This window comes from Herbaspirillum sp. VT-16-41 (genome assembly GCF_001994935.1).
GTDB lineage: Bacteria > Pseudomonadota > Gammaproteobacteria > Burkholderiales > Burkholderiaceae_D > Herbaspirillum > Herbaspirillum frisingense.
The window spans coordinates 1-22,908 of the sequence record NZ_MUXB01000108.1 but is presented as its reverse complement, the minus strand read 5'-3'; the positions used below and the strand labels follow the sequence as shown (position 1 = coordinate 22,908).

Sequence of the window (22,908 nt, the reverse complement as noted above, 5' to 3'; positions counted from 1 at the left end):
AAAAACAGGTTCAGAACGAGCGCGGCAAGCCCAGGATGTGCTCGGCCACGTAGGAGAAGATCAGGTTGGTCGAGATCGGCGCCACCTGGTACAGGCGCGTTTCGCGGAACTTGCGCTCGACGTCGTATTCGCAGGCGAAGCCAAAGCCACCGTGGGTCTGCAGGCAGACATTGGCCGCCTCCCACGAGGCCTTGGCCGCCAGGTACTTGGCCATGTTGGCCTGGGCACCGCAGGCCTGGCGCGCATCGAACAGCTCACAGGCCTTGTAGCGCATCAGGTTGGCGGCCTCGATCTCGATGTAGGCATCGGCAATGGGGAACTGCACGCCCTGGTTCTTGCCGATCGGACGGTCGAACACCACACGCTCATTGGCGTATTGCGTGGCCTTGTCGATGAACCAGTAGCCATCGCCGATGCATTCGGCCGCGATCAGGGTGCGCTCGGCATTGAGGCCGTCGAGGATGTACTTGAAGCCCATCCCTTCCTCGCCGATCAGGTTCTCGGCCGGGATTTCCAGGTTGTCGAAGAAGAGTTCATTGGTCTCGTGGTTGACCATGTTGAGGATGGGCCGCACTTCCATGCCATGGCCGATGGCCTCCTTGAGATCGACGATGAAGATGGACATGCCCTCGGACTTCTTCTTCACCTGGTCCAGCGGCGTGGTTCGCGCCAGCAGGATCATCAGGTCCGAATGCTGGATGCGCGAGATCCACACCTTCTGCCCGTTGACCACGTAGCGGTCGCCCTTCTTCACCGCCACCGTCTTGATGCGCGTGGTATCGGTGCCGGTGGTGGGCTCGGTCACGCCCATGGACTGCAGGCGCAATTCGCCGGTGGCGATCCGGGGCAGGTAGAGCTGCTTCTGCGCCTCGGAGCCATGCCGCAAGAGCGTGCCCATGTTGTACATCTGCCCGTGGCAGGCACCGGAATTGCCACCGGTGCGGTTGATCTCTTCCATGATGACCGAGGCCTCGGTCAGGCCCAGGCCGGAACCGCCATACTCCTGCGGGATCAGCGCGGCCATCCAGCCGGCACGGGTCAGGGCATCGACGAACTGCTCCGGATAGCCGCGCGCTTCATCGACCTTGCGCCAGTATTCCGGGGGGAAGGTATTGCACAGATCGCGCACGGCATCGCGCAGATCGCCATAAGCGTCATTAGGCGCCTGATAGGACATGGATGGGTCTCCGAAAAAAGTATCTGTCGTCAGGCCAGGATGGCCTCGGCCTGCATGGCCAGTTCACCGCGTTCGTTCTGTGCCCAGAGTTCGGCGCTGCGACCATCGGCGGCCAGCCGGCCGCACAGCGTGAAGGGCTCGGTATCGAACAGGCTGCCCACGGCGCGGAAATTGAACTCGCGCAATACCGCCTGCGGCATCTCACGCGCCAGCAGATCGGCCAGCAGCGTAGCGATCAGCGGCCCGTGCACAATGAGGCCCGGATAGCCCTCCACCCCGGTCACGTAACTGCGGTCATAGTGGATGCGATGACCGTTGAAGGTCAGCGCCGAATAGCGGAACAGCAGTACCGGATCGGGCAGCACCCGGCGACGCCATTGCGCCCCCTCCGGTGCGCTCTTGGGAACCACGGCCACCGCGCCCGGCTGGGGCAGATCACGATAGACGATGTCGTGTTCCTCGCTCAGGCAGAGCCGGCCTTCGTGGCTGATCTCGTGACGCACGGTCACGAAGGCCAGCGCGCCGGTGCGGCCCTGCTTGACATCGATGCTGGCAATGCGCGAGCGCTTCTGCGCCGTCACGCCGATAGGCAGTGGTGCCGCGAACTGCAGTCGCCCGCCGGCCCACATGCGGCGCGGCAAAGGCACAGGTGGCAGGAAGCCGCCCCGCTGCGGATGACCATCGGCGCCCACTTCGGACTGGCGGCAGATGCTCCAGAAATAGATCCAGTGCCATAGCGGCGGCAAGGCATCGCCGGCACGCGGCTGGCGCGGACCATCAAGGGTCGCCGCCAGGGCCGCAGCGCTCACCGGGTTGATGAGGTCTTGATGGGTTTCGGTCTTGTCCAGCCACTGCCGTAACAGGGTGAGATCGAGATCAGGGTGGGCCATGTCTCCTCGCGTGTTCTGCATTCGTGTTTTGCATTTATTGGCCGCAAGTCTGTCGTGCCAGGAAGACAAGAACAATCTCTCATTTTGGAAGGGGGGCTTTCGTAAAACTGAAGTCAGCGCTGCAGCCGGCACAGGACCGGACATGTGGCGGCGCAACAAGCAAAGCCCGCCAGCGTCACTGCAAATCGGCGTAACATGAAGACTCACGTGCCACGCCTACGTGTGTGTAAGGGTGCGCCCTCCCCTCAATGACCGCCGGAAACTGCCATGCTTTTCGACCTGACCGATCTGCGCCTGTTCATCCTTATCGCCGAGCTCAATAGCTTGACCCGCAGCGCCGAGCGCATGAACCTCTCGCTGGCCGCCACCAGCAACCGCATCAAGGAACTGGAGTCGCGCTTCGGCACCCGGCTGCTCTATCGCGAAAGCAAGGGCGTGCAACTCACGCCCGCCGGCCACACCCTGCTGCACCATGCGCAACTGTTCATGCAGCAGGTCGAGCACCTCAAGAGCGACATGCAGCAGTACAACAACGGCATCAAGGGTTACATCCGCATCTTCGCCAACACCACCGCCGTGACCGAGTTCATGCCGGAGATCCTGGGCAAGTTCCTGGCCATCCATCCGCAGGTCAACGTGGCGCTGGAAGAACGACTGAACCACGACATCCTGCGTGGCATCCAGGAAGGCACGGCCGACATCGGCATCGTCGCCGGCCCGGTGCAGGGCGAGGGATTGCAGATACTGAATTTCTCCACCGACCGCCTGGTCCTGGCCACCGCCCTGGAACACCCGCTGGCCGGCGCCGGCAGCATCCCCTTCCTCGATACGCTGGAGTACGAACACATCGGCCTGCACGAGGGCAGCACCCTGCACCACTTCCTCAACAAGATCGTCTCCGAACATGGCCAGCGATTGAAGCTGCGCATCCAGGTACGCAGCTTCGAAGCCATGTGCCGCATGATAGAAACCAATGTCGGCATCGGCATCGTCCCGCGCTCGGCGGCACAACGGCATCAGCAGACCATGCAATTGGCGGTGGTGGAATTGAGCGATCCATGGAGCGTGCGCGAGCGCAGCATGGTGTTCCAGAACATCGACACGCTCTCACCGCATGCGCGCAATCTGGTCGACTTCATCCGCGAGCAGATGAGCCAGGGCACGGACGACGACAAGGTCGTCCTCCTGAACACCGAAAAGGCCGAAAAGACCGAAAAGACCGAAAGTACCGAAAAGAAATCCGCCGCGCGCCAGAAGAAGACAGCCTGACCAGATCAGCCGGCGATCATCATCCACAGCGACAGCAGCAGCAAGGCGCCGCAGAACAGGATGCGCAGGCGCCGCTCCGGCAGATGGTGCGCCAGCGCCACGCCCCAGGAAATACTGAGCACGCCGCCCAGCGCCATGGGGATACCCACCGTCCAGTCCACATGACCGGCGTGCGCATAGGTCCACAGCGCCACCAGGGTCCCGGGCGTGACCATGGCCAGCCCCAGCCCCTGCGCAGCAGTCTGCGTGGCCCCGAAGAAGGCCGTCAGCAGCGGCACCGCAACGATCGCCCCACCCACGCTGAAGAAGCCCGCCGACGCTCCCGCCGACAACCCCACCAGCGGAATATAGCGACGCCCCAGCCGCAGCGAAGTCTGCATCTCGCGCTTGCCGCGCAACAGCGTCCACAGGTAATACAGCGCCAGCAGTCCCATGAAGAGCGCAAAGCAGAAATGCAGCTTGCGCGCATCCATCACCGTAGCCAGCCGCGCCGAGAAATACGTCGCCACCACCGCCGGCCCGCACATCATCGCCGCCGCACTCCACTCGATCCGGTTGCGCTGCTTGTAGCGCCAGAAGGCGATGACCACGTTGGGCACGATCATCACCAGCGCCGTCCCCTGCGCCAGCTGCTGGTCCATCCCGTACAGATAACCCAGCACCGGAATGGCGATGAGCCCGCCACCGATCCCGAACAGACCGCCCATGGCACCCAGCACACCGCCGAGCAGAAAGTTGACTACGCACGAGAAAAACAAGGAAGCCGTCATCGGTGTAAAGTGATGCCTCTGCCGCCGGGCTGCAATCAGTAGCGAAAGCAGCGGCAGCATCGAAAGATAAAAAAGGAGACTGACATGAGCGGCGTCATCGTGTTTGCGCTGGAGATGGGCGTAGTCGCCATCATTGCGCTGGCCATCTACATGGTGATGAAGAAATAGCGCCCCTGATCAGGTCCGACAGTGTAGCGCGGCCCGCCCCCGCTGTCCCGGCGGGCCTGCGCCCTACCATGCCAACCCCTCAGCAAAGGAAGAAACGATGGATTTGAAACTCAAAGGCAAGACCGCGCTGGTATGCGCATCCAGCAAAGGCCTGGGCCGCGCCTGCGCGCTGTCGCTGGCGCGTGAAGGCGTACACGTGACCATGCTGGCACGCGGAAGCGAAGCGCTGGAAGCCGCCGCCGCCGAGATCCGTGCCGAAGTCGCCGCCACCGGCGCGACCATCACCACCGTGGCCTGCGACATCACCACCCCCGAAGGCCGCGCCCTGGCCCTGGCCGCCTGCCCGGCACCGGACATCCTGGTCACCAACGCCGGCGGCCCCAAGCCAGGCGACTTCCGCGACTGGACCCGGGACGACTGGATCGCCGCCGTGGACGCCAACATGCTCACCCCCATCGAGCTCATCAAGGCGACCGTCGACGGCATGATCGCCCGCCGCTTCGGCCGCATCGTCAACATCACCTCCAGCGCGGTGCGCGCACCGATCGACATCCTGGGCCTCTCCAACGGCGCCCGCTCCGGCCTGACCGGTTTTGTCGCCGGCCTGTCCCGCAAGACCGTGGCCCACAACGTCACGATCAACAACCTCCTGCCCGGCCCCTTCGAAACCGACCGCCTGCGCTCCACCGCCACTGTCGCCGCGCAGGAGAGCGGCCGCACCGTGGACGAAGTCCTGGCCGAACGTCGCAAGCTCAACCCGTCGGGGCGCTTTGGTGACCCGGCCGAGTTTGGTGACGCCTGCGCCTACCTCTGCAGCGCCCAGGCCGGTTTCATTACCGGTCAGAACCTGTTGATGGATGGCGGGGCTTATCCGGGAACGTTCTGATTGGGCTTGCTGCCTATGGGCTGGCGGCCGCAACAGCGCCAGATGAGCGGCATCTGCTTGCGTCGCGGAAAGAGGTGGATGCAAAGAAATTGATGTGATGTATAATGCGGCCCTCGTGCGACAGGCAACGCCCTGTCGCATCGCAAGGAGGTTTGGGTGAGCGGTTTAAACCAGCAGTCTTGAAAACTGCCGACGGGGTGACCCGTCCGTGAGTTCGAATCTCACAGCCTCCGCCAAGAACACAGGAAATACGGGCCTCTCAGCGCGATATTTTCATAAATCCCACATAAAAACCCACATAAAATGGCATCCACCTCCTGGTTGGAATGGGCCAGTTCATTTTAAATCGTTGCAACTCGCAAATGGAGTGAGCCCCTCGGACTGGGCCAGGGTTGATCAGGAAATTAGCCGCTTTGACCTGCTCCCTCCCGGCAGACCCAGCCTCGTAAATCTGAAGGCCCCACATCAGAGCACCAGAGCACGATAGCGTTGGAGTCGTCTAGCCCGGCAATAGTCGCCCCGCTCCTATCCCTCTCGTTGAACTTTCATCGCTATTGCGATCTGGATTTTTCCTTGCCGGAATTTCTTACAACTGAGCTAATATCTCGCATTATAGTAACTGAGTGCAATGCGCACTACGACAGGGCACTACGGGGATTCCACGCAAGAGACGCAGACGCAAGGTTCAGCCAGCGCAGCGGCATTGCAGATTGGCGTTACCCAGATCGTCCCCAAAGAAGCAACCAAATGGACAGGCTGGCAGATCCTAAGACCAGATAGCGTACCCGGGAGCAAATGGCCATGACAATCTCGTATAGGTTTACACAGGTCGTTCACGGGCGCCTCGCCATGCGAGAGAGCCGCCTAGCGGCGAGCCGTGGCAGTCGTCACGGTCTCCAGATCATGTCTTTCGAGCAGGCCGCCGTCCGACTGGCGGGCGGCTTCGCCCGCCCTATCGACGACGAGAGCCTTCGCTCAGCCATCCAGGCGGCCTTGCCTGCCACGCCGATGGGGGAGCTGGAGAGTATCAAGGCTCTCCCTGGGATGATCGATGCAGTGGCCGACACGCTCCATAAGGCCTGGCGCGTGGGCATCGATCTTGCCGCACGCGCGACCGATCATCCGCGTCTCGCCGCTATGGCACGGGTTGAAGCCGCCGTCCTCGACCAGCTTCCACCCGGTATGATGCGACCTCTTGACATCGTCGCCGCCGCAACCGCCCGTATCGGTCATGCAGCGGCGGTCCTCGGCCCGTTGGAGATCGTCGGCCTGACGGAACTTTCGCCCTGCTGGCGGCCGCTGCTCCGGGCCCTCACTGAACATATCCCCGTGCAGTGGACGGCCGGCCCAAGGAACGTTCCCGCATGGCTGGACGGCACCACCGTCACGGTCGCGCGCGCACCAGCCCATGCGCCGGGAATCAGCGCCACCAGCGCGGCGACGGCCTATCACGAGTCCGTTGAGGCGATGCGCTGGGCGCGCAGCCTGCTCGCCTCGGGCGTCCCGGCTTCGGAGATCGCTATCGCGACCGCCTCGCCCGCCGACTATGACGATCATTTCCTGGCCCTGCGCGCCGACGCCAACATCGACCTGCACTTCGTTCACGGCATCCGCACCGTCGCCACCCGCGAGGGACAGGCGGCTGCGGCGCTGGCCGACATCGTAGTTCGCGGCCTGTCGCAGTCGCGGCTGCGCCGCCTCGCGGCGCTCTGCCGGGACAGCGGGCCTTTCGAGACCCTGCCCGAAGGCTGGCTGCGGGTGCTGCCGACCGATGCGCCGCTCTCGACGCCAGGCGCCTGGAACCGCCTGCTGGCCCGGCTGACGCCAAAAGACTGGCCTGACGGCGCCGACCACATTGCGGCGCTACGCACGTCGGTGAAGACCCTTGTGAAAGGATCGGCGGCCGCCAGCGAGATTGGAGAAGCCTTCCTCAAAGGCCGCGCGCTGGCGATCTGGCGCAAGGCTCTGCTCGCCGGCCCAGCCTCCTCGATCGACACCACGCTGGAAACCCTGAAGCAGGACGACGGACTGGAAGCGTGCGTCTGCGTCGCCTGGATGCCGGCCAGCGCGCTCGCGGCATCGCCCCGACGCTTCGTGCGACTCCTCGGGCTTAATTCCTCGCGCTGGCCGCGCGGGATCGCCGAGGACCGACTGATCCCGGGCCATATCATCCCGACCCAGGAGCTCGACCCGCTGCCGGTCAACCTCGCCGACCGCCGCGACTTCGAGACGATCCTCGCCACGACGGCAGACACCGTCGTTCTGTCGCGCGCCCGGCGCGACAGCGACGGGCGTCTCTTGGGTCGCAGCCCTCTGCTCGCCGGGCGTGGCGACGAAACATATCTGCGCCGCAACGCGACACCGGCGCACGCCTTCAGCGAAACAGACCGCCTCATGGCCCGGCCCCAAGAGTTCGCAGTTGATCCGCAAGCGGTCGGTGCACAGGGCTGCTGGCGCGACTGGCGACAGGCCGAGATTACTCCCCATGACGGGCTCGTGCGGGCAGATCATCCGCTCGTTCTCGCCATCCTCGGCCGCACCCAGTCGGCCAGCTCGCTGCGCCGCCTGCTGCGCAATCCGCTGAGTTTCGTGTGGGTCTACGCGTTCGGATGGCGTGAACCGCAGAGCAGCACCGAACCGCTCGTGCTCGACGCGCTCGGGATCGGCGAACTCGTTCACTTGGTTCTCGACCGCGCCTTGCGCGACCTCGAAACCGGAGACGGTCTTGCCTCTGCCGACGCCGAAGCCATCGAAGCAGCGGTGGCGCGGGCCGCGCAAGCCGTAGCCGCTGATTGGGAAAGCGAGCGTCCGGTTCCGCCGGCCGTCATCTGGAGCCGCACGCTCGACGACGCCCGTGTGATGGCGGGCCGCGCCTTGTCCTACGGTGATGACATCCTGCCGGACGCACGCTCCTACGGAGAGGTGCCCTTCGGCGGCTTGGAGCCGAAATCCGACGCGGAAACGCCCTGGGATGCGAGCGCGCCGGTCGCGATTCCCGAAACGGGCTTCAACATCGCCGGCTATATCGACCGGCTCGACATCTCGGGCGACGGCAAGCGCGCCCTCGTGCGCGACTATAAGACCGGACGGCCGCCGCGCGGCGACATCCGCCTCAATGGCGGACGAGAGCTTCAGCGCTGTCTCTATGCCTTCGCGGTGAAGGCGCTCCTCGGCGACGATGTCGCCGTCAGCGCCTCGCTGCTCTATCCGCGCGAGCCCGTCGATCTCCAGCTCGACGATCCCGAGGCCGTGCTCGAGGAGATCACGGGCTATCTGCGCGCGGCACGGTCGAATCTTGCCGGAGGCGCGGCCCTGCCTGGCCCGGATACCGGCGGCGACTATGACGACCTCGTTTTCGCCCTGCCGGCCAACGCCAGCGCCACCTATTGCAAACGCAAAATGCCGGCCGCCACGGAGCGGCTTGGCGAAGTCGCTCAGGTCTGGGAGGCGGAATGATGAGCAGCGTGTCCAAGGAGTTGAAGGACGACGGTGCGCGCCGCGATGCGATCAGCCTCCATGATCGCTCGATCCTGGTCGAGGCCGGCGCGGGCTCAGGCAAGACCGCCGTCATGGCCGGCCGCATCGCCGCCATGCTGGCCGAGGGCGTCGCGCCGCGCTCCATCGCCGCCGTCACCTTCACCGAACTCGCCGCGAGCGAGCTGCTATCGCGTGTCCGCGAATTCGTTGCCGATCTCTCGGCCGGCACGATCGCGACCGAGCTGCGCGTGGCGCTGCCCGATGGGCTATCCCAGACCCATCGCGACAATCTCGCCGCCGCCAGCGCCGCGATCGACGAAATCACCTGCTCGACCATCCACGGCTTCTGCCAGCGCCTGATCAAGCCCTATCCGGCGGAGGCCGACATCGACCCCGGCGCCGGCGTCATGGATCGCAACCAGGCCGACCTCACCTTCCTTGAGATTGTCGATGGCTGGCTGCGCGAACGCCTGTCCGGCGGTCAGGGCGGTATCCTGGCCGAGCTGGTGCTGCACAACCCCGGCGAGACCGTGGCGCTCATCCATAAGATCGCCGAGAATATGCGCCGTCGCCCCACGCTCACGGCCCCGCCCGTCTCTCCACTTGGCGGCCACCTAACGGCGTTCCGGCAGGCCACGGCGGATTTCGCGAACTTCATGGATGGCACGGCGGCGGCCGAGCCGGAAACAGTGACGATCGTCGAGCGGCTGGCCGAAATGACGACCGCCGTGGCGAACTGTCCCGATCCCGCGACGCCCGCGGGCCTCGTTTGGCTCCTGACCGCGCGGCCCCACCCGGATCTTTGCACCAAGACCGGCACTTTCGCCTCCTACCGCAAGAAGGGCAAATGGGCCGCCGCGGCCAAACAGACCGGTCTCTCCAAAGCCGATGGCGACCGGCTGAACGACGCCGCCGAGACCCACTACACCGCCTGTTGCGACGCGTGGGTCGCGCTGGCGCAGGCCGTCGCCGGCCATTCCCTGGCCGCGCTGATCGACGAAGCACGCCCGATCCTACAAGGCTATCGCGACCACAAGCGCGCCAGCGCCCAGCTCGATTTCGACGATCTGATTTTCGCCGCGCGCGACTTGCTGCGCGACCACGACGCCGTGCGCCAGGCGCTGGGACAGCGTTTCGCCTATGTCCTCGTCGACGAGTTTCAGGACACCGATCCCCTGCAAACCGAAATCTTCTGGCGGCTGTGTGGCGAGCCGGTCGATGGCGATGACGATTGGACCCGCTTCCAAATCCGGCCGGGCGCGCTCTTCCTGGTCGGCGACCCGAAGCAGGCGATCTATCGCTTCCGGGGCGCCGACGTCGGCGCCTATGTGCAGGCGCGCGACGCCTTCCGCGCCCAGGACCCCGACAGCCTTCTGTCGATCTCCACCAACTTCCGCTCCTGCGCCTCGATCCTCACCTTCGTCAACGAGCGCTTCGAGGCCGTGCTCTCGGCCGACGGCCAGCCGGGCTTCACCGCTCTCGACTCATTCCATGACGATCGGGGCGGCCGGTGCGTGGCGGCTCTCGACATCGCCGTGGCCGACGAAAACGGCAAGGCCAGCGCCGAACAGCAGCGCGATGCCGAAGCCGACGCCATCGCCGAGCTGTGCGCCCGGCTGATCGAAAACCACCCCATCATCGACCGTCGCAGCGGCGCCGGGCGCCCCTGCCAGCCGGGTGACATCGCCTTGCTGGCGCCAACCGGCGCGGAGCTGTGGCGCTATGAGGAAGCCCTGGAACGCCGCGGCATCCCCGTGGCGACACAAGCCGGCAAGGGGCTGTTCCGCCGCCAGGAGGTGCAGGATCTGATCGCGCTGACCCGCGTTCTGGCCGACCGCCGCGACACGCTGGCGCTCGGCGCGCTGCTGCGCGGCCCTCTGGTCGGACTCACCGAAGAAGACCTGCTGGACAGCATCTGGGGGCTTCCGCGTACGGAGGAACAGCCGGATCAGATTCCGCGTCTTGATCTCAGCACCGATCCCGCCGTCATCGCGCACCCGCTCGCGCGCGACGTCATCGAGCGGCTGCAATCGCTCTCCCGGCGCGGCAACAGCACGACCCCGCACGAGCTGCTCTCGCAGGCCGTGGATGTGTTGCGCGTCCGTCCGCTCCTCCTCGAGCGCCATCGCGGCCAGGCCGAGCGTGCGCTCGCCAATGTCGATCTCTATCTCAGCCTGTCGACCGGCTACGCCGTGCGCGGTTTGCGCGCCTTCGCCGAGGCGATGACAGCGGCGTGGTCCGACGAGGCCCGCGCCGTCGAGGGACGGCCCGACGCCCAGGAGGAAGCGGTCGCGCTCTTCACTATGCACGCGGCCAAGGGGCTGGAATGGCCGATCGTCATTCCGGTCAACACCATGACCGGCGTAATGGCGCCCGAGAGCGCCGTGATCGACCGCCAGACCGAGACCTTCTATTGCCCGGTCCTGGGCGTCGTGCCCGAGGGCTACGAAACCGCGCGCCAGGCGGAGAAGGCGGAGCTGGACCGCGAACGCATCCGGCTCTGGTATGTCGCGGCCACCCGCGCCCGCGAACTCCTCGTCTTGCCCCGGCTCGACGCCACGCCGTCGAAATCGGCCTGGATCGGTCTCGTCGATCTGTCTCTCGCCAACCTGCCCGGCCTGGACGTCTCTCACCTGCCTGCAGGTCTCGCGGCCGCAGGCGCGGGCGCAGGCAACACCCAGACGCGCGCGAGCTTCGCCGCCGAAGCCGAAGCCATCGCGGCCACGCAGACGCGGTTGACCTGGCTCGCGCCCAGCCGTGACGAAAACGCCGCCGGGACCATGATACGGCAAGAAGAGGTGGCCCTCTGGACAGGGTCGGGCGACGACCAGCCTCCCGAGCTCGATACCGTCGCCACGGTGCAGGGCGGCCGCGAGCGCGGGCTGATCCTCCACAAGCTCATGGAAGAGGTGCTGACCGGCGAAACCCAGGAGGAGGAAGCCGCCTTGACCGAACGGGCTGGCCACCTCATCCGCGCCCTCGGCCAGTCTCCGGTCGCCAACCCGGCGACTGGGCTGTCGGCGCAGGAATTGGCGGCCTGTGTGGCCCGTGCCTTGGCTCTGCCTGACATCGCGGCCTTGCGGCCGGGTCTTCTCGCCGAATTTCCCGTCTATTGCGCACAGGCGGCCAACGGCGTGGAAACCGCAACGGCCGGGATCGCTGATGCCGTGACCCTGACTGCCGAGGGCCGCCCCGCCGTCGTCGTGGACTGGAAAAGCGATGTGACGCCGGAGCCGGGTACGCTCGATCATTATCGCGCGCAGGTGCGGGCCTATCTCGACATGACCGGCGCGGAGCGCGGCCTGATCGTAATGATGACCTCCGGCACCGTCATTCCCGTCCTGCCGACGAAGCCGACCGAGAGCGAGGCGGCCTGAGCCCATGTCGTCTCTTGCCTGGATCGATTTCGATGAATCCGAGCGGCAGCGCGCGCAGCGCATCATGGCGCTCTTTCAGGAGCGCGAGACCCGCGACGAGCTGGGGCTGGGGGCGATCCGCGATTCCATCGCCGATCATCTCTTTCCGGGCACAAGCACGATCCACACGCGCCTACGATACATGCTGTTCATTCCCTGGCTCTATCAGGCGCTGGAAAAGCGCGAAGTCCCTGAAGCGCAGCTCCGCACCGAAGCGCGGGACGCCGAAATACGGCTTGCCGACGCCCTGAAAGCCGGAGGTGAGTCCAACGGCATCATTGGCCGGGATGCAGGACCACGTCTCCAGCGGTTGCCGAGTTCCGTCTATTGGGCTGGCCTCGGCGCGTGGGGCATCCGGGTCTTTCCGGGCTCGCTCGACAGTCTGTTCGTAGCCTTGCGGGGCCGTGGCCGGTCGCGCGGCGCATCCAGCCGCGAAGACGGTCTGGCCAGCGCCCAAAGGCCCGGCATCTGGAATCCAGCCTTGCCCCAGATGCCCGGCGATCTGCTTGAGCACGCCGTCTTCCGCCTGACCGCTGATGAGGCGCAATTCCTCATCGACCGCCTGATCGCCAGTCAGCCCACCGCACTGCTCACGATGCTGGCGCGCGAAGGAATCGACGCAGGCTGCGACTATATCTGGACGCACCCCCATCTGTCGGCGTTTCCATCCGCAGCACGCCGCCTCGTCCAGCATGGGGAAATCTTCTCCCATGTGATGCACGGCGCTGCGCTGCTCTATAACCTAGCGCTCAGCGAGCTGCGCCAACGCGACGACTGGACTGAGGACTATCGCGCTCGGCTTGAAGCCTGGCATACCGAACTCGATACTGGCGCCGTCCGCGCATGGTCGATCAACGATTTCTGGAATGTCGTGGAGCACCCGGCGCACACCGTCAGACCGGCCGCCAGGCGGTTCGTGAGCGAGTGGCGCGATCTGGTTCTGGCCGGGACGCAGCAGGTAATCTCGGCGCCCGCGGCGCGGCGCCTCGTCGAGGAGCGCGAACGCCGGCTCAAGACCAGTCAATCACGTTACGCCAATCACGCTGTTCGCGACCGTTGGACCGGCGCATCGGGCGCAGACCGCCTCAGTTTTCGCTGGGAGCGGGCCAAATCCCACCTGCGGGATCTCGCCCATGCTGAATAGGCGTAGCCTCGATCCCGAACAGCGAACGCTCTACGGCGCCAATCTTCAGCCGCCGGCGGGCTATGTCTTCGACGCGGCGGTCGCCACGACCTTCTCCCTCGACTTCGAGACAGCGCTCGCCGTGCCGGTCAGTCTGGCGCTCTTCGCCGCCGAGAACCGCGACGACATCCTCTCTCATCCTCTGGCTCTGCTGGAAGGCGCCGAGCGCATCGCCGGCCGCCTCGTCGTCTTCACCGACGCCGGCCATATCCAGGCGAGCGCCCGGCCGCATTCCCGCCTTTGCTCGCTGCTAGAACGCATCATCGTCGAGGTCGCCGCTCCTCAAGGCGGAGCCTTCCACCCCAAGATGTGGGCGCTCCGCTTCACTCCGTTGCGGCCCGAAGACCCCGTCCGCCTGCGACTGCTCATTCTCTCCCGAAACCTGACGCGCGACCGCTCGTGGGACATTGCGGCCACCCTCGATGGCGTGATCACCAAGCAGCCTAAAGCGATCAATCGCCCGGTCGCCGACTTCCTTCGTCTGCTCCCCGACCTCGCGACTGTGGGCGTTCCCGACGGAACGAAGACGCTTGTCGATGACCTAGCCAAAGACATGCGCTGCGTCGAATGGAGCCTGCCCGAACCGTTCCAGAGCGTCTCCTTCGCCGTCAACGGCCTCGGCGGAAAGCCATGGCGCCCGGAACCCTGCGCTCGGCTGGGAGTCGTATCGCCCTTCTGTGATGATCAAACCTTGTCGATGCTCGCCGGCCTAGCCAGCGCCGAAAAGTCCATCTTCATTGGGCGATCCGACGAACTCGCCCAGGTGCCAGGCGCCACGCTCGATGGTTTTGCCCGCGTGGCCGTGCTCGACGAAATGGCGGCCTCGGAGGATGGCGAAGAAGAGGACGCAGCGACCCTGCACGGGCTCCATGCCAAGGCGTTCATCACCGAACGCGGCTGGGACACTTCGATAACGGTCGGCTCGGGGAATGCCACGCGGCCGGCGCTGCTGACCGGCAGCAATGTCGAGATCTTCACCACCTTGACCGGAAAGCGGTCACAGGTCGGCAGCGTCGAGGAAATCCTCGGCGACAAGGGGTTTGGCCGGCTGACGCGGCCGTTCGTCCGAGACGAGATGGGAGCCGCCGATGCCGCGCAACGAGCCGCCGAGGCTCGCTTGGATCGGGCCAGGCGCGAGATTTGCCGCAGCGGCCTCACGCTCCGTTGCGAGCGTGGTGAGCACAGCGCGGATGGCGCGCCGGTCTGGCGGGTCAGGCTGATCCCGTCCGAGCCGCTACCCCTTACCGGGCTCGGTGCGCTGCGAGTTTGGCCGATCACGCGGGGCGAAGGACATGCGCGCGATGTGCTGGAGCAGCTACGGCGGGGACAGCCCGCAGACCTTGGCGCGATGCCTTTGCTTGACCTTACCCGGTTCCTCGCCTGTCACCTGACGGACGAAACGGAAGATATCTCGATCCTGTTCAGCACCGGGCTCATGATGGAAGGGCTGCCCGCAGAGCGCCACGCCGCCATCCTGCGCTGGGTGATCAACAGCAAGGATGCGTTCTTCCGCTATCTCCGCCTCCTTCTCTCAGAATTGGGCGATCCCTTCGCCGCCGCCCTCGCGGCGCAGGACGGTTCAGGTCAAGGTGCCTGGCGCTCGGCAAGCGACGACGCGCCCATCCTCGAGGAGATGGTTCGGGCCTTCTGCCGGGGCGGGGAGCAGCTTCGCGCTATCGAACGGCTGATCGCACGCTTAGAAACCGGCGACGGTGACGATACCGATCCGATTCCGGCCGAGTTCCGCGCACTCTGGAACACATTCCGAATTGCGCTCGCCACACAGGATGCCGCGCATGCCGAATGATCGATTTCGCGCCGACACGGCGCTCGCTCCCCTCAAGGTCTTCCAGCGCCGCACCGTCGATTACGTCTTCGATCGGCTCTACGGCCAGGACGATCCTGTCCGCCAATTCCTTGTCGCCGACGAAGTCGGCCTCGGCAAAACGATGGTGGCGCGCGGGGTCATCGCCCGCATGATCGAACACCTTTGGGAGAGCACCAAGCGGATCGACATTCTTTACATCTGCTCGAATCAGGCGATCGCCGGCCAGAACCTCAACCGGCTGAACGTCCTCGGGCGGCGCGAGCTGGCCCTTCCAACCCGCATGACGCTGGTTCCCCTGCAACTGCGCGACCAGGCAGGCCTCGACGCCAACAAGGTGAATTTCATCAGCCTGACGCCGGGCACGACCTTCGATCTGCGCTCCGCCACGGGTGTAACGCAGGAACGCGCCTTGCTTTTCCATCTCCTGCGCGACCTCGTTACGCGCCCGCGTGGCCTGTACAACCTGTTGCAGGTCACGGCCGGCGTCGAGGGTTGGAGCCGCACCGTGGATAACCTCACCCTCGAAGGCGTCGACAAGCGCATCATTGAGCGTTTTCGCCGCGACGTGCGGGCGGATCGCGACCTCTTCGAGGAACTCAAACGGGTTTGCGACCTCTTCCCTCGCCGCCGGGACAGCTATCCAGCAGAAATGACACAGCTCCGCAACAGCCTGGTCGCCCGGCTCCGCGCCAAGCTGTCCCACGCCTGCGTGGATGCGCTGCAACCGGACCTCATCATCATGGACGAGTTCCAGCGGTTCCGGGATCTGCTGCATGGCGACAGCGACGCGGCGCTCCTCGCGCGCGAACTGTTCGACTACTCCGGAGGCGACGGGCACGCCGCCCGCACCTTGCTCCTCTCCGCCACACCCTACCGGATGCTCACGCTCGCCGGTGACGAGCCCGACGAAGGCGACCACTATCAGGACTTCCTTGAGACCCTGAGTTTCCTCTACGGCCGGCAAAAGGGGCCGGAGGTGGCAGCCACGCTGGCGCGTGAAATGCGTGCCTTCCGCGGCCTCTTGCATGCCCTGCCACAGTCACATGCCTCAGCCGTCGAGGCCCGCCAGACCATCGAACGGCGCCTGCGCCATGTGATCGCCCGCACCGAGCGGGTCGCATCCACGGTCGAGCGCAATTCCATGATGAGCGAGCCTCCCATCACGATCTCGATCGCACCCGCCGACCTTGCGCAAGCATCCGCTGTTTCGCAGGTGGCGCGCACTCTCGATGCGCCGGAGATCATCGAATACTGGAAGTCTTCTCCCTATCTGCTGAACTTCATGCGCCACTACAGCCTGAAGCGGCTGCTCGAAGAGCAAGTCGACGCCCCTTCGGCCATGCTCCGCACTGCAATCCAGGCGGCTCGACCGACCATGCTCGATCCCGACGCCATCGACGCATATGCGCCGCTGGACCCAGCCAACGGCCGCATGCGCGCGATCATGGACGACATCTTCGGCCAGCATCTGGAACAAAACCTCTGGATACCCGCCGCCATGCCCTATTACGGCGAGGCGCGAGCCGGGGTGCCGCTGACCAAGGCGCTGATATTTTCGTCCTGGTCCATGGTGCCCGATGCGATCGCAGCGCTGCTGTCCTACGAAGCCGAACGGCGCATGGGCGTCGGCGAATCCGGCCGGCGCTATTTCGAGCAGCATCGCCCGCGTCCCTTGCAGTTCCGGCAGGATCACGGCCGGCTCGCGGGTCTGCGCACGCTACTGTTGATCTATCCCTCACCTGCGCTGGCCGAGCTGGCCGATCCGCTGGCGGTGTTCAGCGAGACGGGGGGCGCCTTGTCGCTGGAGGGAATGCGCTCCGCCGTGGGCAATCGCATCAAGCCCGCCCTCGGTGCATTGAAGGAAGGCGCGGTGTCGCACCAGGACGCGCACAGCGCCGAGTGGGCTGCCCCAGCCGTAATCGATGACCTGCTGGGCGCGCGATCCCGCGCCTGGTTGGAAGCGCCCCACGGCATGCGTGCCCTGGCGAGCGAAGACGCCTTCCACGATCATATCGCCGAACTGACGGCAGCGGTGAAGACGCACAACATCGGCGCTCTGTCTGACGATCTTTCGGACCTGCTGGTTGACGTCGCCCTCGGCAGTCCAGCCATCTGCGCACTTCGCGCCCTCAAGCGAATCGCGCCCGAGCTGGCGTGGGATGACCCACACTTGCTCAGCGCTGCCGCTGAAGTCGCCTGGTCGTTCCGGGCGCTATTCAATCAGCATGACGCAGTCGCCTTGCTGCGACGGGATGCCGACGATCACTACTGGCGCCTCGTGCTGGCCTATTGCGCCCAGCACAACCTGCAAGCTGTCCTGGACGAGTACGCACATTACCTCGTCGATGCAGAAGGTCTCGGCGCCCGCCCAGCCGAAGACCGCGCAATCGGTGTCGCTCGCGCCATGGCCCAGGCCCTGGCTATCCGCCCGTCGCAGATCGACGTCGATGACGTGCGTGTCGATGGAGAGTCCCTCGCCATCAGCAAGTTCCAGATGCGCGGGCGCTTCGCGATGCGGCTCGCGGATTACAAGGACGAAGACGGTGCCGTCGCGCGGCTCGGAGGCGTGCGTGACGCCTTCAACTCACCGTTCCGGCCATTCGTTCTCGCAACCACGTCGGTCGGCCAGGAAGGTCTGGACTTCCATCCGTATTGCTATCGCGTCTATCACTGGAACTTGCCGGGCAACCCGGTGGACCTTGAGCAGCGCGAAGGCCGCGTCCACCGCTTCAAGAGCCATGCCGTGCGCCTCAATCTGGCCGAGCGCCAGGCCGCTGTCGTCAGCGGCCGTGGGCAGACTCCTCACGATCCGTGGAAGCTGATGTTCGAGCATGCAAGATCCGAGGCCACAGTCGACACCGATCTTATCCCCTATTGGATCTACGAAGGCTCCGTTCGGGTCGAACGGCGCGTGCCAATGTTGCCGTTCAGTCGGGAAGTCACGCGGCTCGCTTGGCTTAAACGCAGCCTAACCATATATCGCCTTGCATTCGGGCAACCAAGACAAGACGAGCTATTGGACTACTTCCATACACTCATGGAAGCGGGCTTGGAGGTAGCAGCACTTGAGAGCCTACAGATCCGGCTGGAACCTGCGCCCACTTCCTGGCCGAGTTCTGCTGCAATTTGAAGCGCCTCCATCCATGCCAAGTAGACGCAGAGTGCCGTTTTCCCTTTAGCACGGCAACTACGATAAAGCCTGCTCAAATACGCTGGAACCCGCCAGCTCAGCCATTTCCTCATCCAAGAACAAACAAGCGTCCAAGCTTGCGCGCTGAAGCGAGGACATGTCCGAATTTTTGTGTAAAGGGTAATTCGTAGAGATACGTTCCGTTACCACGGTCCAAATTATTCCGCATCTCGATAAAAATGTTGTGCTGCGACCGAGGTGGGCTTGCTACCAAGCACTAGCTATTTTCTTGGCGGATACCTTATCTCATCGACAAGTGCGCAAATCAAACGGTGGTCATGAACATGGAAAAGAGTAGGATCAGCGGCGTCTTGATCGCCAATAAAGAAAACATATCCCTTTTTCTCCTTATGGCCAGCCTTCGTCTCCTTGATTGACTCCTCACGCGCAATCTCCAACTCGCTATTGACAGCAGTACGACGACCAGGCCCCCAATCGGCCCATTCGATGCGTACTCTGTACGGTTGCTTTAAACGATTATCTGCCGCCGCACCCGCACTAAGCGTGATTTGCAAATAGTGCTCATTCTCTTCCGGGCGGCCCCACTGAATAGGCGCATAAAAGATTCGTTTGCCGGAAAATACCTCAATTGGCTCCCACTTGAACCTCTTGAACACCGTCATATAGATCTTTTGCTCGATGCCGGGTACATGAAGTGGCAGATCTCGATCATGAGGGTAACGGATGAAGGTGCGACAAATAGGGCGAATCGTTCCTGCTGAACGCGGGCAATTCTTGATAGATGGCGCCCCTCCTCGGCCACCGGAAGGCCAACCATGGGGGCCTCCGACGGGAAGGTTCGCCCCATCTTCCAGCCCAACCACATTGCGGTAGTCGCGAAGTATCAAACGGTCCGGGTAGGAGCCTGGAAAGCCGTCCCGGGTACGTAAGCGTTGTTTCTTACCCTTGGCAACGAGTTTGAGCTCAGCCTCAACATCACAGTCTTCCTGATGCTCATCATGCACTTTGAAATAAGGCCTGACCTTATTTTCCGGACGATACGCGGACGGTATCACGCGGGCTGCGCACCCCCGACAGATATAGCCTTCCTGATCTACATGTTCTAAAGCCAACAATTCTTCAGCATCAACGATTTCCAGCGTATGTCGATCACGCGCACTATCCATTACCCCTCCGCAATGTTCTCGCAAAAACAATAATGGGATAAGGTATTTCGTTTTGCAATAGCTGTCACTAGAAAGCTGTTGATGTGCAATGAAAACTGACCCACGTTTGGAGTGAACCCTCGGGCTGGAGCAAGCTTCTCAGGCGGAGAGCTTCATGAAACGTTCACGGTCAAAGAGGCCTGTCTGGCCGGTTATAGAAATTCGACATTGACCATATTCAGCAGCCCCCAGATGCAACTACTGCATATCCCGCCCCTTCTAAAGCGCCTCCACTAATCTTCGCTACTGCAATCAATTTTTCATTCAACGATTCTGAAAAATCAAGCTAGAACTTTTCATTCATATATCACCGACATGAACTGAGCCCCTTGTGCTTGTTCTGCCTGTTGCAAAACAGGCATTTTAAAATTCAGGAGCCGTATATGTCATCAATCGTAAGTTGCCCCAACTGCCAATCTCCCCGAATCATTACTCGTAACTATGCACGCAGGACTGGTAGTGCCATCGGTGCTGCAGCAGGCGCTGCGGGTAGCGCCGCTGCCATCTGGGGTAGCGCAAAAGCTGGCGCAACCTTGGGCATGATCGCAGGCCCCGTTGGTTCAGTACTTGGTGGTCTGGCCGGCGCACTAATGGGCGCTATCGTTGGTGGCGCGGCAGGATCTGTCGCTGGTGCGACTGCCGGCGAAGCAATCGATAACAACGTTTTCGACAATCACGAATGCGTCGACTGCGGTCACACCTTTGGCCGTCCGTAGGCTGCCGCCCCTCCCTCTACCGTAATTCTCCATTATTCACATTAATGCCTACGGCCTGGCGGCCGTGGGCGTTTTTGTGTGCACGCCTTCTTCAATAGGAATTCCAAATGCATCTGATCGAAACCATGGCCTATGCCAGCGAAACACCTTGGCACGGTCTCGGAAACAAGCTGTCAGCCAAGTCCACGATTTCTGTTTGGGCCAAACAGGCAGGCATGGAGTGGACTATTCAGGAATCCCCTGTTTACTTCCAGGCCGGCGAGGATTCAAGCCACACTGTGTTCAACGAGCAGAAAGTACTTTACCGCTCCGATACTGGCGCAGCACTATCCGTCGTATCCCAGCGCTTCCAGGTCGTGCAGCCGCGCGACGTGCTTGAGTTTTACCGCGACCTCACCAAGGCCCACGGCTTCACACTCGAAACGGCCGGCGTTCTGAAAGGTGGCCGTAAGGTGTGGGCGCTCGCCAAGACAAACATGTCCGCCAACATCAAGGGCAACGATACCCTGAATGGCTACCTGCTTCTGGCAACCGGCTGCGACGGCACCCTGGCTACGACAGCGCAGTTCACCAGCATCCGCGTGGTCTGTAACAACACGCTCGCCATCTCACTGAAACACGGCGTAGCGGCAGTCAAGGTCCCGCACTCGACGACATTCGATCCAAAGGCTGTCAAGCAGCAACTGGGCCTGTCTTCGGCGTCCTGGACGGATTTCATCTACCAGATGAAAAAGCTGTCGGAACGCAAGGTCAAAAGCAACGAGGCAGAGGTCTTCGTCTCGTCCCTTCTGACCGATCCTGCCGCCAAATTTACCAATGAGCGTGCGGTTAAGAAGATCTTGGAACTGTACGACGGACATGGTCGTGGTGCCGACCTGGCGTCCTCCAAGGGCACGGCATTCGGGCTCCTCAACGCCGTCACCGAATTCGTCGACCATGAGCGCCGTGCCCGCAGCACTGACTACCGCCTGGACTCGGCCTGGTTTGGCACGGGCGCCAATCTCAAGCACGATGCCCTGGATCAGGCAATTGCACTGATCGCATGAACCTCGCGTCGACGGCATAGCGCCCGGGCCTTATGCCCGGGGCTTTTCATTTATAGAAAGGATTTCCATGACTATCATGACCTCTTCGCCGGTCCGACGTGTTGGAAGGCCGGCACTTCGCCTGGTGAAAACCCAAGCACTCTCTCGAGAAGAATGGCTGTCTGTTCGCCGCCGCGGCATCGGCAGCTCCGATGCTGCAGCTGCCCTGGGCCTGAATCCACATCAATCGATGCTGGAGCTGTGGATGATTAAGACGGGGCGAACCCACATGCTCCATCTGACTGATCCTAGTGAACGTACTACGCCAACCTACTGGGGCAGTCTCCTAGAGCCGATCGTCGCGGCGCACTACACGTACCAGACTGGCAACAAGGTACGCAAGGTCAACGCGGTACTGCAACATCCAGATCCGGACAAAACCTGGATGCTGGCCAATATTGACCGAGAGATCCTGAGCGCACCAGACGTACAGATCCTCGAATGCAAGACGGCGGGGGAATATGGCGCCCGCGCCTGGCGAGAAGGTGTGCCCGAATATGTTCAATGCCAGGTCCAGCATCAACTCGCCGTTACCGGGAAGGCTGCGGCCGATGTTTGCGTCCTTATCTGCGGGCAGGAGATCCAAATTCACCGGGTAGAGCGTGATACTGAGCTGATCGACGGCTTGATCAAGCTGGAGCGCGAGTTCTGGCATTACGTCGAGACTGATACACAACCGCCAGCGGACGGATCGGATTCGGCAGATCGTGCTTTGCGATCGCTTTATCCACATGACTACGGGGATGTGGCCGATTTTCGAGATAACCGCGCAATGTCCGCAGCGTTTTCTGATTTGCAGGCCATTCGGGAGGATATCTCTACTAGAGAGCAAGTCGAGCGACAACTGAAGCAGTCCATCCAGCAGATGATGGGAAGCTCCAGCCGGGCGCTGTTCGAAACAGGTACAGCCAGCTGGAAGCGTAGCAAAGATAGCGCTCAGTTGAATGTTGAGCGGCTGAAGGCTGAGCATCCCGCTCTATTCGATTCCTACCTTTCTCCTAAGAGCGGCAGTCGTCGCTTCCTCATCCAATCCTGAACTATCGGGCGTCTTCATACTCCCGAGACTCAACTGGAGACTCTCATGATCAAAGGCTTATGCATTACGCCACCCATTCTTGGTCGGATTGGGTTTCAATACTGATGTTCAAGCTGCCGACTACAAGAACACGCGCGCCTACAAGGATGCTTTCGCGTGTGGCAAAGAGTCCCTGGAATCTGATCCATCCGGAAATTCGACGGTGTCCTACTGCCTCGGCAATTCGCGCGACCCGTCCAAGGTTGAATTGCAAGCATTCAAAGACGCCGTCGCCGCCGAGAAAAGCAGCAAGTCGAAAAAAAACAAGTAAGTAACGGGAGATTTAGCTAAGCTCGCTTCGCCATTCATCATTCACTTCGGATACCGCCCAGCGGTATCCGGCTGTGTATGTCTTGAAGGCTTAAGCATCCATCTGTCTAAGGCAACTATATTTTTTATTCTTTATTACTTTCACGGGTGGTTTCGGCGGACCGTAGTCTTCGACTTACAAGGTGTACACGAGGAAAGAATCAGATAAACGAGGAATCACTTCCTAAGCCAATTCTTATAAACAAGGCGGCATCGTATTAATTTCTGTAGTTGCCCCCGCAATTCAGGACACTCAGACATCGTTAAGTTACTGATGCTGCAGCCCGTCTGAACTCGCGAGGC

General features: G+C 62.8%; 13 protein-coding genes and 1 tRNA gene. 10 read left to right on the top strand and 4 right to left on the bottom strand.

The window, feature by feature from the left end:
* Positions 1-10: 10 nt before the first annotated feature.
* Together BTM36_RS13815 and BTM36_RS13810 are read right to left on the bottom strand one after the other, a co-directional pair.
* Complete coding sequence (locus tag BTM36_RS13815; RefSeq protein WP_077236741.1) at positions 11-1,177, bottom strand: acyl-CoA dehydrogenase family protein; 1,167 nt, start codon at positions 1,175-1,177, stop codon at positions 11-13.
* A 29-nt stretch (positions 1,178-1,206) separates the two neighbouring features.
* Entirely contained in the window at positions 1,207-2,067 is an 861-nt protein-coding gene (locus tag BTM36_RS13810) for a MaoC family dehydratase N-terminal domain-containing protein (RefSeq protein WP_077236740.1), read from the bottom strand.
* A 267-nt stretch (positions 2,068-2,334) separates the two neighbouring features.
* Between BTM36_RS13810 and BTM36_RS13805 the strand changes: the two genes are divergently transcribed.
* Positions 2,335-3,336 (top strand): LysR family transcriptional regulator, encoded by a 1,002-nt coding sequence (locus tag BTM36_RS13805; protein ID WP_077236739.1) that lies wholly within the window; start codon positions 2,335-2,337, stop codon positions 3,334-3,336.
* 5 nt (positions 3,337-3,341) lie between these two features.
* Here BTM36_RS13805 and BTM36_RS13800 read toward each other — a convergent pair whose 3' ends face one another.
* Positions 3,342-4,106, bottom strand: coding sequence for a sulfite exporter TauE/SafE family protein (locus BTM36_RS13800; protein WP_006464046.1), 765 nt, complete (start codon positions 4,104-4,106; stop codon positions 3,342-3,344).
* 265 nt (positions 4,107-4,371) lie between these two features.
* Between BTM36_RS13800 and BTM36_RS13795 the strand changes: the two genes are divergently transcribed.
* The 7 genes from BTM36_RS13795 to BTM36_RS13765 all read left to right on the top strand — a co-directional run bounded on the left by BTM36_RS13795 (position 4,372) and on the right by BTM36_RS13765 (position 18,194).
* Positions 4,372-5,160, top strand: coding sequence for an SDR family oxidoreductase (locus tag BTM36_RS13795; RefSeq protein WP_077236737.1), 789 nt, complete (start codon positions 4,372-4,374; stop codon positions 5,158-5,160).
* 146 nt (positions 5,161-5,306) lie between these two features.
* Positions 5,307-5,396: transfer RNA gene (locus BTM36_RS13790), tRNA-Ser, on the top strand.
* A gap of 667 nt (positions 5,397-6,063) precedes the next feature.
* Positions 6,064-8,616, top strand: a complete 2,553-nt coding sequence (locus BTM36_RS13785; protein ID WP_217349588.1) for a PD-(D/E)XK nuclease family protein — start codon at positions 6,064-6,066, stop codon at positions 8,614-8,616.
* Positions 8,613-12,014: an exodeoxyribonuclease V subunit beta gene (locus BTM36_RS13780; RefSeq protein WP_217349587.1), complete on the top strand. Its 3,402-nt coding sequence runs from the start codon at positions 8,613-8,615 to the stop codon at positions 12,012-12,014. The genes BTM36_RS13785 and BTM36_RS13780 overlap by 4 nt, the downstream gene beginning before the upstream one ends.
* Positions 12,015-12,018: 4 nt before the next feature.
* Complete coding sequence (locus tag BTM36_RS13775) at positions 12,019-13,197, top strand: DUF6361 family protein (protein WP_077236734.1); 1,179 nt, start codon at positions 12,019-12,021, stop codon at positions 13,195-13,197.
* Positions 13,187-15,043: a phospholipase D family protein gene (locus BTM36_RS13770; RefSeq protein WP_077236733.1), complete on the top strand. Its 1,857-nt coding sequence runs from the start codon at positions 13,187-13,189 to the stop codon at positions 15,041-15,043. Before BTM36_RS13775 ends, BTM36_RS13770 begins: the two co-directional genes overlap by 11 nt.
* On the top strand, positions 15,033-18,194 hold the full coding sequence (locus BTM36_RS13765; protein WP_077236872.1) for a helicase-related protein: 3,162 nt from the start codon (positions 15,033-15,035) through the stop codon (positions 18,192-18,194). The genes BTM36_RS13770 and BTM36_RS13765 overlap by 11 nt, the downstream gene beginning before the upstream one ends.
* Positions 18,195-18,475: 281 nt before the next feature.
* On the opposite strand, the gene BTM36_RS28750 is transcribed toward BTM36_RS13765, so the two are convergent.
* Positions 18,476-19,381 carry a hypothetical protein gene (locus BTM36_RS28750; protein WP_217349586.1) on the bottom strand — a complete coding sequence of 302 codons (906 nt, stop codon included), beginning with the start codon at positions 19,379-19,381 and terminating at the stop codon, positions 18,476-18,478.
* 862 nt (positions 19,382-20,243) lie between these two features.
* Between BTM36_RS28750 and BTM36_RS13745 the strand changes: the two genes are divergently transcribed.
* Both BTM36_RS13745 and BTM36_RS13740 read left to right on the top strand, forming a co-directional pair.
* Positions 20,244-21,182, top strand: a complete 939-nt coding sequence (locus tag BTM36_RS13745) for a DUF932 domain-containing protein (protein ID WP_077236730.1) — start codon at positions 20,244-20,246, stop codon at positions 21,180-21,182.
* 67 nt (positions 21,183-21,249) lie between these two features.
* On the top strand, positions 21,250-22,257 hold the full coding sequence (locus BTM36_RS13740) for a YqaJ viral recombinase family protein (RefSeq protein WP_077236729.1): 1,008 nt from the start codon (positions 21,250-21,252) through the stop codon (positions 22,255-22,257).
* Positions 22,258-22,908 lie beyond the last annotated feature (651 nt).

Bases quoted from the DNA above. Each gene is read 5' to 3' on its own strand.
- BTM36_RS13815 (WP_077236741.1), bottom strand. From the start codon at position 1,177: ATGTCCTATCAGGCGCCTAATGACGCTTATGGCGATCTGCGCGATGCC.
- BTM36_RS13810 (WP_077236740.1), bottom strand. From the start codon at position 2,067: ATGGCCCACCCTGATCTCGATCTCACCCTGTTACGGCAGTGGCTGGAC.
- BTM36_RS13805 (WP_077236739.1), top strand. From the start codon at position 2,335: ATGCTTTTCGACCTGACCGATCTGCGCCTGTTCATCCTTATCGCCGAG.
- BTM36_RS13800 (WP_006464046.1), bottom strand. From the start codon at position 4,106: ATGACGGCTTCCTTGTTTTTCTCGTGCGTAGTCAACTTTCTGCTCGGC.
- BTM36_RS13795 (WP_077236737.1), top strand. From the start codon at position 4,372: ATGGATTTGAAACTCAAAGGCAAGACCGCGCTGGTATGCGCATCCAGC.
- BTM36_RS13785 (WP_217349588.1), top strand. From the start codon at position 6,064: ATGTCTTTCGAGCAGGCCGCCGTCCGACTGGCGGGCGGCTTCGCCCGC.
- BTM36_RS13780 (WP_217349587.1), top strand. From the start codon at position 8,613: ATGATGAGCAGCGTGTCCAAGGAGTTGAAGGACGACGGTGCGCGCCGC.
- BTM36_RS13775 (WP_077236734.1), top strand. From the start codon at position 12,019: ATGTCGTCTCTTGCCTGGATCGATTTCGATGAATCCGAGCGGCAGCGC.
- BTM36_RS13770 (WP_077236733.1), top strand. From the start codon at position 13,187: ATGCTGAATAGGCGTAGCCTCGATCCCGAACAGCGAACGCTCTACGGC.
- BTM36_RS13765 (WP_077236872.1), top strand. From the start codon at position 15,033: ATGCCGAATGATCGATTTCGCGCCGACACGGCGCTCGCTCCCCTCAAG.
- BTM36_RS28750 (WP_217349586.1), bottom strand. From the start codon at position 19,381: ATGGATAGTGCGCGTGATCGACATACGCTGGAAATCGTTGATGCTGAA.
- BTM36_RS13745 (WP_077236730.1), top strand. From the start codon at position 20,244: ATGCATCTGATCGAAACCATGGCCTATGCCAGCGAAACACCTTGGCAC.
- BTM36_RS13740 (WP_077236729.1), top strand. From the start codon at position 21,250: ATGACTATCATGACCTCTTCGCCGGTCCGACGTGTTGGAAGGCCGGCA.